Source organism: Rossellomorea sp. NS-SX7 (genome assembly GCF_052828565.1).
The window spans coordinates 618854-633013 of the sequence record NZ_CM128249.1 but is presented as its reverse complement, the minus strand read 5'-3'; the positions used below and the strand labels follow the sequence as shown (position 1 = coordinate 633013).

Genomic DNA, 14160 nt, shown 5'->3' with positions numbered 1-14160 from the left:
GTTGTTAGATATTTTGTTTTGTAAAATAGAATCCGTTAGAAAGAACCCCATCCCTCTATTTTTCATGTCAGCCATTCAAATGTATAAATGGCCGCGATGAAGGTGATGAAGAATCCAAGCCCTAAGAGGGTAATCAGATATTCCCTTTCAGCTTTATTGTACTTCCATTCCATAAAAGCATCGAATGCCCAGATCATGATGATGATCGAGGCGGTGAAGAGTCCGCTGGAATCCGTTACAATACTGACAAAAAACACCGCCCAGCCGATGCGGAGTCCCCATTTATGAATGGAGTTGACGCCTTGGATGCCGGTTTTCCGGTTGTTCGGGATATTCCATTTTTTCCTGACAGCCCTTTCAACGATGAAGTAGACAGCGATGAAGGCAGCCAGGTAGATGATAAAGGATAACATATGAAGTCCCTCCGAAGATCTGCCTTGAGCAGATGATATACTACCAATTATTGCAAAAAACGGCGCTAATTTCTAACATTTTCTCGTTCTTCGGTGTCATGCAGGGTCCGGGATCTGCCCGCTTTACTTCCGCAAGATCATATCAATGTGAGGGATGCCATCATCCAAGTAGGTATCTGTTACCGCTTCGAATCCAAAAGATCCATAGAATTCCCTTAAATATTCCTGCGCTTGAATTTTGACGGTCTTCTCTTCCCATTCGTGTTGGATGAAGTCCAATCCTTTCTTCATCAGCTCGCCTGCCAGGCCCCTGCCCCTATACTCACGTTTTACGAAGACCCTGCCAATCGACGCTTCCTCATACGAAATACCTGCCGGCAAAATCCTTGAATAGGCAGCCACTTCACCATTTTCCTCTTTATACAGGTGGTAGGAATGAAGGTCCTTCCCATCGACCTCGAGGTAAGGACAATGTTGTTCGACCACGAAAACCTGCGTTCTTTCTTTTAAGATTCTGTACAGTTCGGTTGTTGATAACTCATTAAAACTTTTTAGTTTCCAGCTCATGATATCGTGCACCTCTTATGTATGTTTTTTTGTAGTCTGGATGTAAGTTTTGTCCGTAAACGCCCGCGTATATAAAAATAATACCGCGGGTGGGGGCAGACCTCCATACGCTGTCACTTTTTTGTGACCTGAATTGCCTCCGTGTCAACTTAGAAAAATGGCCCCTAATCTTCGAGATTTACTCATTATTCTTCGAGTTTCCTTCAATAATCTTCGAGTTCTGCCTATTAATCTTCCGTTTCTCTGTTTACATACAAAATCAATCTAGGAAACATTGGGCAGAGTGTTCAGCCGTCACACGAATATGGGAAATATGAAAACGAATCCCCATTCAGCTTAAACTGGATGGGGACTTTTTCTATGCATTTTTTTGCAGTTTAGTCCTGATGGCCTTCACAATTGCACCGGATAATAAAGCGACAAACGTATAAACAAATACCCACATCAAGAAGGTCTCATTGAATAGTAGATACATCGCAATCATACCGGAAATGAAGACAAGTGCCGGTGTGACGTAAATATTATTAAAAATAAAGAATCCCAGCACACCTAGAATAGCTGATACAAATGGAAAGAAAATCAGAATCATAAAAAAAACATTCATAAAATCCCCCCTATTACCCCCAGTAATTTTTCATGATGTCATGTGTCCACTCAGGCTGTATGATCGGCTCTTTAGGCAGAAATTCCTTCATTACTGGCTTTATGTCCAAAATGGGTGTCTCATTGATACAATCCAGGCCTGCTACAAATAAATTCCTTCCGTCTCTTCTGATCACCTTTACAGTTGTTAATCCTAATTGATTGGGTCTATTTTTTCCACGTTGACTAAAGATCCCGATTTTAGGAAGATTCTCCTCATTCCGAGGGTGTCTTGCACCTGTAATGATTTTTGTTTTTTCAACCTTATGAAAGTAAAAGATAATATCCAAATGGGAAAATGATTCGATTTCATTTAGTGATTCTTCTGGAAGAGAATCATCTAAAATAATTTTTGAAACCACTTTTCCCCAGTGATCATCTTCAATTTCATGTCTTTCATTATAAGCAGTCCCTATTGGAGATAATGTTATCAAGTGAATTCCCCCTTCCCATAATTTTCTATTATCAATTATACATTTAGTTGAATGATTCATTTCTCTTTTTTTATTTATATGCTTTTAAATTAACTATACACACGGTCTGTCTAGTGAAAAATCGAGCACTAAAAAACGCACGATGGATTTCATTTTGACATCCAGTGCGTTTTAGAAAAAGCTACAGTGATTTAGGTTCTATCAACAAGTCTTAAAGATTGGAAGACATACGTTGATCTTAGTACCAATCCCCGGCTCGCTATCGATCTGTATTGCTCCATTCATCGCTTCAATCACCCTGAATACCACCATCATACCGAGTCCGGTACCTTTCCCTTCTTTGGTGGAGAAATACGGTTCACCTAACCGAGTGACCTGAAGCGGCGTCATCCCGATTCCATCATCCTCAATCAGAATGTGGACTTTTTTGCTTTCAGCATGGGACGTCACACGAATTTCTCCTCCTTGAGGCATGGCTTCTATGCTGTTTTTCAATAGATTGATCAATGCCTGCAAGAAAAGGCTCTGGTTCCCTTCGACATGATGGGTGGACAAGCGTGAGTGAATGATGACGTTATTCATATTGGCCAGCGGTTGTATGACTCCAATGGCTTTTTCTATCGTTTCTTTTGTTGAAATGGTATCTATTTTATCAGGTGCCGGCTTGGCAAAGGTCAGATAATCGTGGATGATGGCTGTTGCTCTGTCCATCTCTTGTACCGCAATGTTCAGAAATTCTTTATCTTTATCCTGAAGGCCGGGCGACTCTTGTACCATCTGGACAAAACCTCTGGATGACGTCAGCGGATTCCTGATTTCGTGTGAGATACTGGCTGCAAGATGACTGACCACTTCGACTTTTTCCATCCGGATCAGCCTCGTCAGAATCAGATTCTGCGAACGGAAAAATTCAATGAGATAAATGGATAAGATCATGCCCAGAACATGAATGATGATGAATGAGTAAACAAACTCCCTGGGAAGAGGATGTTGAAAAATAACATAAATACATACTAATACCGCTATACAAGTCAGGAAGGTCAGGAAGGAAAGAATGGCTATCCGACTGTACATCTTGTTTCTGTTAAAGACAGGACGTAATTCCATGCACAGTGTGAATAAGATAGGCAGGATGATAATGGGAATCCAAGCCCCATCCCCTCCATGGATGCTCCTGATCACAGCAACCAGTACGCCTAATGCTGCTGCCGTTATAGGATGCGCATAAAAGCATGCAAGGATAAAGGAAATGAATCGCAGGTCAAAAATGAAACCTTCGCTGATTTTAAAAGGAAAGAGCATACATAAGATGATTGAAAAACCAAACGTAACAAACACTACATACTCATACTGCCTGCTGCTGATATCACGTTTATTCATCCAAAACTGCATAAAAAGAATCGAAATCACAATCACAAACAAGTTTATCAAAAAGCTGTGGATACTACCCAAAGAAATCCCCCTTGTCTACTTAAGGCAATTATAAACGAAGGAGTTTAGAAGTAATAGGGGAAGTAGGCGTATTTACCCTTTTAGACACAAGAAGGATGACAATATAAAGGAATGTAGAAAGCACAAGGACCGCTCTGTTACTTTACAAGTAAAAGAACCGTCCTTGTGCTTCAATGTGACGATATTCATATTTCTACATCAGCGAACTTCGAATCTCCCCCGAATCATACGTAAACACACCGAGATTATTCCCAGTCTCAATCAAAGAACCATCATTCAATGCCCGATACCGGATACTCTCCGACCATATATAATCAGAGTGCTTACCGTCTTTTCGCTGCCCGAGTAAGAGGTTGCACTCCCCATCACACCCGCGCTGAATCGATCGGTTGGTTCGTTTTCTGGCATTCATCCACATCATGAACTTCATCACCGAACCCCAAATACCAGTGTAGCTCATGTTCTTGATCGGGCTGCTTGTGAATTGATGAATAGTGAAGCTTCTTTTATCCTCATAAAAGGTAATATCGGATGTGACCGCTGACGCAGAGTGAAGGTCACCCGAGAGGATGATGCAGTCACTGGGTTTCAATGCCGACAACCTTTGGATACATTCATTAAACCCTTTCCCGTTGTATTTCCAAGCTTCCAAGTCGAAGCTGGTGTGAACAGGAATACCGATCGTGTGGAGGGGAAGCATGTATTTCTGCAGAAACGTTTCAATCAGACCGATACCGTAGAGCGGAGTGGGTGACACCATGATCAATGGCTCGCCCTGCCTCCAACCCGACGCACCAAGTGTGGCTATAATTTTATCCCAGGCCGCTTCCTTGATCAGGTTGGGGCTTTTCGGGACTTCTTCCATTCTCCCGAATAAGGTGACGGACTTTGGTTCAACGTCATAACCGCGCTGGGTCCGGATATCGAGAAAGACGGCAGCGGGATGAGTAGGGGCAGTGAAGTGCCAGGAATCATGTCTCCATAGACCATTGACCCACTGGGTATGGGCTGATGATCCCGGTTGAATAGAGTCAAGATGAGCTTGCATCATTTTTCCAAAAAGATTGAAGGAATCAGGCTCATTTCCCCACCCCTGGAACAACCAGTACGAAGCAAGGCCGTTACTGATCACATGCCTTCCGAGCGGCGCATTCCAGACATTTACTTTCCACTCGTGGGATAGATTCCAGTCATCGGTTATATCATGATCATCGAACATCATATACGTGGGTGTATTGGCGAGTACCCTTCTGACGGCGCTGAGCGCTTGGACTGTATTGGATACTTCTACCAACTGTTCATGGTAGCGTTTTTGCAGCCGTTTATACTCCCTCTTGTATTCTTTGGAACTTCTATCCTTACAGGCAAAATAAACCTCATCCACTTCAGCCAAGTCATGAAAAGACTCGAATAATCCATATGAAAGAGGCATTTTCCATAACTCGGGACTCCAGGACAATAAGTACATCGCCATATATTCTCCCAATGTAAATAGATGATTGGCGGCTTTTCTTGATGTGAACCTGCAAAAGGTATCACTTATATACTGTCTACCATTGATCTGGTTAAGCCCTTTTTGAAAAGAGGGATGGTTCAGCCGGGGCTCCACTGATCCGAGGTCTTCCTTACAGCCTGTCAGCTCTTCCCCTAACTTCATGATCGGAAGAATGAGAGAGTCTGCTACATCATCCGCATAGATTTGGTCTCCCATTAAAAAGAGGGAAGAAGGTCTTTCGCTGCCGGCAGGGTCCTCGGTAATCACCTGATCGGCTTTTAGGAACACATCCTTCCCTTTCCCATGCAGTTTTCGGCATGAGCCGTATAGAATCTTGCTTTTCGTCCCTCCATTAATCGTAAACGTCGGGAGGGCCAGGTATCCATAAACGATTGACTCGGGATGACTGGAGGTCAGTAATCCTAAATCCCCGAGATCGAGCGTTTCTCCCCTCTTGCCCGTGAATCTCAAGTTATATCCGATCAGTGTATCGACTGGAAACGTCCCGGACGAGGGAGATACTCTTATCAAACTGATATAAACATGCTTCCCTGCCCTGACCGTCCGGGTTTCCGTAGAACATCCGATGTCCGTGTAATCGAAGCCGGCAGGAGGGCCGTTCCTGGTAACCTCACACACCTCAGCCTGTATGCTGAAGGGCTTACTTAACGCAATCCAGATGAAAGCCTGTCCCTCATCAACCCGCCGCAAAATCGGCCCGCCCAAAATCACAGGCAGTTCTCTATCACCCATATTGATCAACCCCCGTTCGTAGAATTACTAGCATTGTATTCATATGAGAAGGGGGTGGTGTGGACATTGGGGAAGTGTGGATTTTGTGAGTGACAGAGTATTGTAAAAAAGCCTTGCCCCCGGTACGTTATCGCACCGGGGGCAAGGCACTAAAAGGAGGCTATTTAAAATATGATATCCAGCTCTTCTTTCATTGAATCGAATATGTCTTTATGAAGTTTTGTAGAAATGAGTGGCTTTTCTCTTATTTTCCCCACAGCACTATGAGTGAAGATAATGGTGCCATCCCCTAGGATAGTGAAGCCGTAAGGTACTTTTCCAGTGGTCATCTTATCCGTCTTTGACAAAGAGAACATGTATGTATCATTCGATTTCATCATTTCAGTTACTTTCTCACCACTTATTTCTCTCATTTCGATACCCTCTAACCGTTGGAACGTCTTCTCAATCTTGGCTGGTTCGGTGATTGTTTTTGTCAACGCTTCTGTAGAGGTGAAATCCTCTACTTTTTGTACAAAGAGGGACTCAGCAAATCCGACATTGTCTACCTTCAATTCTTCCACATGATGGACACAGGCTTCAAGAAGGGCTGCGATCAGCAGCGACATCATGATGAATGGTGTGTATTTTTTCAAGGTGATCCCTCCATGCAAGCACTCTTCAAACTAATTTATATCAGACGAACTACAACTGAAACTTTTCCATAATCCGGCTCGCAACCTCTTCCGGAGTCAAATATGTATTATTGATCTTCATATAATTCTCTTTGTCTATCTCCCCTTCGTTTGAATTCAATCGGAGTCTGTCCATAGAGGCGATCAAGCGTTTCTCCGAATCTTCGATGTTTCGCTTTGACGGTTTGTGCTTTAACCGGTTCGGTGTTTTATTTCGCTCGACCCGTACTTCCAGGTCGGATTCCAGCTCTACGAAATAAACCTCCGCCCCCTTCGATTCGAAGATATTCGTCACTTTCTCAACCCAGTCCCAGTCCTCTTGCTCATTAAAGGCCCACATGAAAGTAAAGATCATTCCTTCTCCATCACTTTTGGCATACGCTTCAAAGATTTCTTCCCTCATCATATTCGATAATCTCCACATTTCCTCGGTGAATCCGAAGAATGGCTGAAGCAATTCGATCGTCATATGATTGTGGAATAATTTCAGCCCCGTCACTTTCTCTAATTCCTGTCCCACCGTCATTTTACCGACGGCTTGCGGACCGAATAGTAATACTAGTTTCATCATTGTTCCCCCCGCCTAGACTAATTCGTAAAAAGATAAATAACAAAAACCGAAATATAAATGGAATCGGCGACCGCCAGGATCATTAAAAGATTCGATTTCCTCAACTTCTCCAATGTGTAGTTAAACAAGCAATCATATAAACTGACAATAAATAAAATGACTGAAATAATGAGAACGATCACATTCCCTGTCATCATGACGGCCAGGATGTAGATCAACCATCTTCGGAAAAAATTGAAGACCAATACGATAAAATCGAGGGACATCGAATAAGGGTTGATTTCAAGCTCATCCACAGAAGCTATTTCATCCAGCCCTCGTTTAATTTTCTTGTATTCTCTCAGGTAGCCGAGATTCAGCCACAAAATAATGAAGCAGTAGATGATGATGAGCATTTCTTCATTATTCCTTATATATTCCTCCAATAATAAACACCCCTTATCCAGTGACTCACCTTTCGCAAGGCTTCAACTAGGAAATAAGCTTCTCCATTAGCGTTTTCACGATCGCAAAATACTCCCTGATAAAATAGTTCACTTTGACAAAGAAAGGGGAATCCCCCGCCAGCCCCTGGCTGTCGATTCCCAGTTCAGCTGCAATCATCTTCGCCCTCACGACATGGTAATCGCTGGTAACGATCAGGACATCCGGGTTCTTCATTCCCGTCCCCTCAAGAACTTCCATTGAGTTACGAAGATTTTCATAGGTGGTCGTGGATTTCTTCTCATAAATGATTCGATCCCCGGAAATCCCGTGATTCACAAGATAGCGTCCCATCGCTTCTGCCTCCGGGATCGACTCCCCTTCCCCCTGGCCGCCTGAGACCACCACCGGCACATCCTTGTCCGTTTTCAAATAAGCCGCCCCGGCTTCCAATCTTGAAAGCAGGGTCTTCGACGGAATCTCACCTTTCAGCCCGGCACCCAAGATGATGACCACATCCACTTCTTCTCTATGAATCTCTTTCGACTTCTCCAGTTCATAAAAGATGTACCCTTCCACCGCGATGAACGAGAGCAGGAATACTCCGTACACCACCATGAAAAACCTTGCCATGTAGCGGAATGACTTCTTCATCGATGCCTCGGATTTTCTTAAAAGAATCAAAATGAGCAGAATGAACACGAAATTAGCCGTGATGAACAGGACACCGAATGTCCGGCCGAAAACGACCAGCAGGATCCCAATGAACAAAATCGGGAGTATGTAAATAGATTTCACATTCTTCATATACGCTCATTCCCCTGACGTTTTTACTCTTCTAAACTACGAAATCAATATCCTTATTTTACCACAATTAATGACAATAAAAAGAAGAAATGGGACAGGATAACCTCTGCCCCACTACTTTCCATATGATTGCATCCGCCAAATAAACAATGAAACTATGATAAGATGTGAGTAACTTCATACAACTTGGGAGGGTACAGCATGGTAAACAGAAGAGTAGTCGTTTTAGGGGTGCTGATGGTCATCTTGATCGTCGGGGTATCCTTGGTATCTTTCTAAATACATAAAAAATGGTCAAACCCGTTGAGTTACTCGCCGCGGGCTTGGCCATTTTCTTTTTTTACTATACGAACGATGCCATACACGAGAAATAATAGAGAAACCGGAAGTGTGTACAAGGCACTTACAGGCGTCAGGTACCCAAGAAGGAATAGAATGATGGCCGCAATGATCAAACTCACGCCTCTACATCCTTGTTCAGCTTATGGGCGATGTCCCATAGAAGCCCCATGATCACACCAAGAGTAATCGAGATGAAATAATAAGGTGTCATATCCACCTCGGTGAGCATGCTCAAAGACGTGTTCCCGGTCCAGCCGGCGACTCCTCCCGCGATAGCACTGAATGCCGTGAGACTTTCTTTTTTCTTTTCCGCTTTTTCCATGTTTGACTCCCCTTTTGGATATGTTGTTCACACGCTTGGCCCCTTATACTGACTGAGGTACGGGTGTATGTGTGTGATTTTTGATGTATTTCCAGCTAGAATTTAGTTTACCATAAAATGTTATTTTCAGGATAAAAAATAGCCAGATTCAATTTATGAACGCTGGCCAAGATGCGGTGTTTCTTTTATCTATTTTTATGAATATTTCCTTGATAAGGGATTCACCCGAAATATGCCAATTTGACCTTTGCTGCGCAAAAAACGTGAGGGTTAAGACCCTTTGACGGTTAAAAATGGAAAGTCGATAGGATTTGGATTCCTTCTGAAGATGAGCAAGCCCTTTTTAGCAGACAATCATGACGCTCATGGAGAATACATTCCACTTTCAGAAAATACATGCCATTTTTCCGAAATACATTCCACTTTTTTCATTTTCAAACCAGATTCGAGATTTTCATTCCACTTTTCAAAAATACATGCAACTTGTCGAATAATCTTTGAGTCGGGTGCCCTGATCGTGCAGCCCTAAATAACCCCGACAGCTTAATTTGAAGCATCACCCATTCCCCCCGGCCATTGTCAGGACCAGGATGCTGCCAGCTATGCAACCTGCATCCTGCCACGATAAGAAATCAGCACCATGCCTGCACCTAGTCCGGCACACACCATATACATTGTCGAGTACGACGTCAGATCGGCTATTGGCCCCATGATGACCCCTCCCAACGACACACCGAGATCGGCGGTTGCGATGAACAGCCCCAATAGGACATTCCGGTCCGCTTTAGGAAGGACGAAGGAGAGATAAGTTGTCAGTGTTGGATAAATCAATGCCTGAGAAACTCCGATGCCGACTGCAGCCGCATAGAAGAAGGCGGCGCCTCCCGTTGTTGAATAGCTGATGCTCTGCGCCGAGAGGGAAAGCAGGAGCAGTGTTCCCATCACAAATGAAGGGTGCCATTTTCCGTCTGAGGGGATATGTTTTCTCAAGGTGAATCTCGACAAGACAACGACCGCTGCCTGCAGCATGAGGAAGACTCCGGCACTGCCGCCATCCAGTTGAAGGGAGTAGAGCGGGATGAACGTGGTGACGGCACCGAATACGATCGACGATGTAAGCATAAGGACGCTGCATTTAAATAAGAAGGGGTTCTTTACTAATTGCCCGAATGACACCACTACATTCTCTCCTTCTGTCTGGTCTTGCTGTCCGGACGCATCCCCCTTGTCCATCTTCGCACTGAACCCGGCCAAACCGGTCACCACTGCGATTCCGATCATCACCCATCCGAAGGAATCCATTCCGTCATTCCAGATTCCAATGGCCGCCAACGGACCAAGGATGCCAGGGATATAGGAAAACAGGGAATATAGGGAAATTCCCTGAGAACGGTCTTTTGCAGGAAGCGCATCGATGATACCGATTTGGAGCGCCATTGAGAAGAAAGCTGTCGATACACCCTGAAGCATCCTGGCCAGGACGTATCCGCCAAGACCCGAGACTGCATAAATCGCCAGGGCAAACCCATTCACGACAAGGATGATACGGAGCACCTTTACCGGACCGTGCCTCTGGATGATCCGGCCGGCCCATGGCCTGAAGAACATCGTGGTAAACAAGTAGGCCCCCATCACCAGACCAATCGTCGTGTTGCTCGCCCCCCACCCTTTTCCCTGCAGCGGGATGAGCACATTCAAGATGGCGTTCGCGCTAAAATAAAATAGTACCAATATGTATAATCGTAAAAAGGGCCATGATAAAGCTCCCTTCATATTACTCCCTCCTTCTGTCAGATGGGGAGTGTTTTCGCTCCCCTAACAATCATAGAATTCTCTGCCTGCTGCCACTTCGGCTGACCCGGTCAGTACACCGAGCAGCTTTCTCGCATAATCAGACCGTACATCCTTCAGCAGCCCGGTTTCCGCTATTTCCTCGATCCGGCCGTTCCGGAAAAAGATGATCCGGTCGCAGATATAGGCGGCAGCCTGTATATCATGGGTGATGAACACGTAGCTGATGCCGCGCCGTTCCTTCATTTTTTTCAACAGATTCAAGATTTGCAATTGAACCGTCACATCCAGGGAACTGATGGCTTCATCAAGGAGAATGCAGCGTGGTTCGCTGGCGACCGCTCTTGCGATACAGACCCTCTGAACTTCCCCCCCTGATAGTTCGTGGGGATACTTTTTCCCGTAAGAAGACGGCAGCCCCACTTCTTTCATCAGCTCCACCACCCGGTTCTTGCTACTGCCTTTCTCAAGCGGCTCCATGATCGCTTGTTCCACTGTAAAGAAAGGGTTGATGGATGACTTGTAGTCCTGAAAGACCGCACTGACCTTTCCTATGCGGACTCTTCGTGCTGACACATCGGATCCTTCCAGTAAAACCGTCCCGCTGTCCGGTCTCTCGATTCCGATCAGAAGCCTTCCCAACGTCGACTTGCCGCTCCCGCTCTCCCCGATGATGCCCAGGCACTCCCCCGCCAAGCTTTGGAAGCTTACTCCTTTAATGACCTGCTTCCTCTCTTTGGAAAAGAGTCCGCCCCGCTTATACGATTTGAACACATTTTCCACCCTCAGCATATCAGCGCACCTCCATGATGTTCATGAAATGATCGCTCAGAACCTGTCTGGCTGAAAGAAGCAACCTTGTGTATTCCTGTTTCGGACTGCAGAAGACGGTTTCTGCAGTCCCTCTTTCCACTATTTCCCCGTCTTTCATGACCAGCAGTTCATCCGCGATTTTCCTGACGAGCCCAAGGTCATGGGAGACAAAAATCATGGAGCATCCGATCCTCTCCCGCAGACGGGAAAGTTCGTTGATGACTTCATCTTGGGTGATGGCATCCAGCGCCGTCGTCGGTTCGTCGGCAATGATGAGTTCAGGTTCAAGGACGAGAGCGAGAGCGATCATCACGCGCTGCAGCATACCGCCTGACAACTGATGGGGATACTGATTCATCACTTCACCGGGATTCTTCAGTAACACACTTTCAAGGGCCCTATGCAGGGTCCGTTCCGTTTCGGCTGCTGACCATCCCATATGTTGGGCTGCCGCCTGCTTCAAATGCACACCGATGACACTCGAAGGATCGAATGCGGTCATGCCGTTCTGCATGATCATATATATATCCTTTCCCCGCTTCTTTCTCATGGCTTCTTTTGAAATCGCTGTGATGTCCTCCCCTTTATAAAGAATGGTACCTGTCACACACACCCCTGATGGATTCAACCTCATCAGGGCGCGGCATGACAGCGACTTACCGCTTCCGCTTTCTCCAGCGATGGCAAGGCACGTCCCTTTTCCCACAAGAAAAGAGCTGTCTTTCACCAAGAGTTCATCCTTCTTCTTATCACGGATGGAAAGTCCGCTGACCTCAAGTACGTTCATTTCTATTCGACCACCTTATCCACGATAGTGATTTAGCGGGTTCATGTTGATTCCGCCGCCCTTTTACTTGGTAATTGAATATTTTCTTTCTTACTCCTCCCCTGCCTGGTCGGATCTAAAGCAATCTGAAGGGCATCTGAGAAAAAGTTAAAGGCCATGACGATCATGATGATCGAAAGGCCCGGTGCGAGCAGTAATTCCGGTCTGGTGAACATGACTTCGCGTGCTTCATTCAGCATCATTCCCCATTCGGCCGCAGGCGCCTGGACCCCAAGGCCCAGAAAGGAGAAACCTGAAATTTGAAGGATCATCGATGATATCGAACTGCTCGATATCACGGCGATGTCCGCGAAGGTCACCGGGATGATATGCCTGACCATGATGAAGACATGCCCCTTTCCAATCGTTTTTGCATATCTCACATAATCCGCTTCTGTAAATTGGTTCACGGAGGTGCGGATGATCCTGGCGAACCATGCCCATTTAATCGTGATGAAGGCGATTAGAATGTTTTCAAGGCCGACGCCCAATACGCCTATGACTGCAAGTGCCATCACATAACCCGGGAAGGACAGCATGATGTCGCAGCATCTCATGAGGAAGGCATCCACCTTCCCACCGAAATAACCAGCCAGGAAACCAATGACTGCCCCGATCATGACCGATACGGCAAGGGCCGCCAGCACCCACAGCACACTCGGCCGGATTCCATAGATGATGCGAGAGAGAATGTCACGCCCCAAATGATCATTCCCAAGAAGATATTCCACTGACGAATGGGCATAGCGCAGGCTCATGTTCACTTCCTCTGGATCATGCGGAGCGACGAGAGGGGCGAATACCCCGCAGATGACCGTCACGATGATGATCCCAATGGACACGACCGCCAACGGATCTTTGCATAAATTCTTTAACCGTCTCATTTATCAATCATTCCTTACCCTTGGATTCAACAGAGCATTCAACATATCCGATAGTACATTGAAGATGACGAACGCCGCGGCCACGATCAGAACGTACGCCTGGATGATCGGAAAATCACGGCTGACGATCGATTTGACACTGAGGCTCCCGACCCCGGGCCACGCAAACACATTCTCGATGACGACGGTGCTACCCAGGATGATGGGAATCGCCATGCAGAAAACGGAAATCGCCACTTGCAGGGAGTTGCGCAGGATTTTAATCGTGATCTGCCTTTCCTTAAGTCCGCAGGCACGGCCGTACAGCACATAATCTTTTTGAAGATTGCTGATCATCGAGCTCCGGACCACCCTGAAATAAATCCCTGCATAGCTGATGGTGATGGCGGTCACAGGAAGGAAATAACTTTCAAACGAACCTATTCCATTTGTCGGAAACAGATCCAGCTTGACAGAAAAATACCAGATCATCAGTGATGCAAGCAGATAAGAGGGCATCGCCGTCAAGAAAAAGGATATCCCCCGCACCGACCGGTCCACAGCCTTTCCTTCCCGTATGGCGCAGGTGACCCCGAGCAGGATGGAAAATAGGATGACGGTGAAGGAGGAGGCTAGAGTCAGCTTCAACGTATTGAAAAACGCCGGTCCGAGGAGTGACCATACAGGCTTCCCCGTCACAAAAGAAGTCCCAAAGTCCAGCTGCAGGCAGGACCATAGCCAATCTGCATATTGAATAAGAAACGGGCGATTCATCCCCAGCTCCTCCCTCGTCTGTTCGATCAGCTCCTCGGTGATGACCGGGACCCCCTGTGCCTGGATCACCACTTTTGCCGGGTCCATTGGCGATAGATTCATCAGCACAAAGGTGATGAAGGAAATGATGAAAAGAACCGGGATGGAAACCAACAGTCTCTTTTTCATGTAGTGAACCATATCAACACTCCCCTTTTC

At 45.9% G+C, this 14160-nt stretch carries 17 protein-coding genes; all 17 read right to left on the bottom strand.

The annotated features are described in order from the left end of the window. Positions 1 to 62: 62 nt before the first annotated feature. The 17 genes from ACUXV2_RS03005 to opp1B all read right to left on the bottom strand — a co-directional run bounded on the left by ACUXV2_RS03005 (position 63) and on the right by opp1B (position 14142). The gene (locus ACUXV2_RS03005) at positions 63 to 413 is read right to left on the bottom strand and encodes a DUF4181 domain-containing protein (RefSeq protein ID WP_446245587.1); all 351 of its coding nucleotides are present in this window, start codon (positions 411 to 413) and stop codon (positions 63 to 65) included. Positions 414 to 536: 123 nt separating this feature from the next. Then, positions 537 to 980: a GNAT family N-acetyltransferase gene (locus ACUXV2_RS03000; RefSeq protein WP_446245586.1), complete on the bottom strand. Its 444-nt coding sequence runs from the start codon at positions 978 to 980 to the stop codon at positions 537 to 539. A gap of 358 nt (positions 981 to 1338) precedes the next feature. Further along, complete coding sequence (locus tag ACUXV2_RS02995; RefSeq protein WP_446245585.1) at positions 1339 to 1584, bottom strand: DUF2651 family protein; 246 nt, start codon at positions 1582 to 1584, stop codon at positions 1339 to 1341. 13 nt (positions 1585 to 1597) lie between these two features. Continuing rightward, entirely contained in the window at positions 1598 to 2056 is a 459-nt protein-coding gene (locus tag ACUXV2_RS02990; protein ID WP_446245584.1) for an SAM-dependent methyltransferase, read from the bottom strand. Positions 2057 to 2257: 201 nt separating this feature from the next. Then, complete coding sequence (locus tag ACUXV2_RS02985) at positions 2258 to 3508, bottom strand: ATP-binding protein (protein ID WP_446245583.1); 1251 nt, start codon at positions 3506 to 3508, stop codon at positions 2258 to 2260. Between the two features lie 193 nt (positions 3509 to 3701). Next, complete coding sequence (locus ACUXV2_RS02980; protein ID WP_446245582.1) at positions 3702 to 5756, bottom strand: hypothetical protein; 2055 nt, start codon at positions 5754 to 5756, stop codon at positions 3702 to 3704. Between the two features lie 164 nt (positions 5757 to 5920). Next, a complete protein-coding gene (locus ACUXV2_RS02975) occupies positions 5921 to 6391 on the bottom strand; it encodes a hypothetical protein (RefSeq protein WP_446245581.1) in 471 nt (156 codons plus the stop codon). 49 nt (positions 6392 to 6440) lie between these two features. Then, positions 6441 to 6998 carry a shikimate kinase gene (locus ACUXV2_RS02970; protein WP_446245580.1) on the bottom strand — a complete coding sequence of 186 codons (558 nt, stop codon included), beginning with the start codon at positions 6996 to 6998 and terminating at the stop codon, positions 6441 to 6443. Positions 6999 to 7018: 20 nt separating this feature from the next. Continuing rightward, on the bottom strand, positions 7019 to 7426 hold the full coding sequence (locus ACUXV2_RS02965; RefSeq protein WP_446245579.1) for a hypothetical protein: 408 nt from the start codon (positions 7424 to 7426) through the stop codon (positions 7019 to 7021). 46 nt (positions 7427 to 7472) lie between these two features. Next, a complete protein-coding gene (locus ACUXV2_RS02960) occupies positions 7473 to 8231 on the bottom strand; it encodes a YdcF family protein (RefSeq protein ID WP_446245578.1) in 759 nt (252 codons plus the stop codon). Positions 8232 to 8539: 308 nt separating this feature from the next. After that, on the bottom strand, positions 8540 to 8692 hold the full coding sequence (locus tag ACUXV2_RS02955) for a hypothetical protein (protein WP_446245577.1): 153 nt from the start codon (positions 8690 to 8692) through the stop codon (positions 8540 to 8542). After that, positions 8689 to 8895: a hypothetical protein gene (locus ACUXV2_RS02950; protein ID WP_446245576.1), complete on the bottom strand. Its 207-nt coding sequence runs from the start codon at positions 8893 to 8895 to the stop codon at positions 8689 to 8691. The genes ACUXV2_RS02955 and ACUXV2_RS02950 overlap by 4 nt, the downstream gene beginning before the upstream one ends. Before the next feature lie 600 nt (positions 8896 to 9495). Further along, complete coding sequence (gene cntE, locus ACUXV2_RS02945) at positions 9496 to 10668, bottom strand: staphylopine family metallophore export MFS transporter CntE (RefSeq protein ID WP_446245575.1); 1173 nt, start codon at positions 10666 to 10668, stop codon at positions 9496 to 9498. 42 nt (positions 10669 to 10710) lie between these two features. Next, complete coding sequence (locus tag ACUXV2_RS02940) at positions 10711 to 11478, bottom strand: ABC transporter ATP-binding protein (protein WP_446245574.1); 768 nt, start codon at positions 11476 to 11478, stop codon at positions 10711 to 10713. Between the two features lies 1 nt (position 11479). Next, complete coding sequence (gene cntD, locus ACUXV2_RS02935) at positions 11480 to 12286, bottom strand: staphylopine uptake ABC transporter ATP-binding protein CntD (protein WP_446245573.1); 807 nt, start codon at positions 12284 to 12286, stop codon at positions 11480 to 11482. A 41-nt stretch (positions 12287 to 12327) separates the two neighbouring features. Continuing rightward, the gene (cntC, locus tag ACUXV2_RS02930; protein WP_446245572.1) at positions 12328 to 13209 is read right to left on the bottom strand and encodes a staphylopine uptake ABC transporter permease subunit CntC; all 882 of its coding nucleotides are present in this window, start codon (positions 13207 to 13209) and stop codon (positions 12328 to 12330) included. A gap of 3 nt (positions 13210 to 13212) precedes the next feature. Then, a complete protein-coding gene (gene opp1B / locus ACUXV2_RS02925; protein ID WP_446245571.1) occupies positions 13213 to 14142 on the bottom strand; it encodes a nickel/cobalt ABC transporter permease in 930 nt (309 codons plus the stop codon). Between the last annotated feature and the right edge of the window lie 18 nt (positions 14143 to 14160).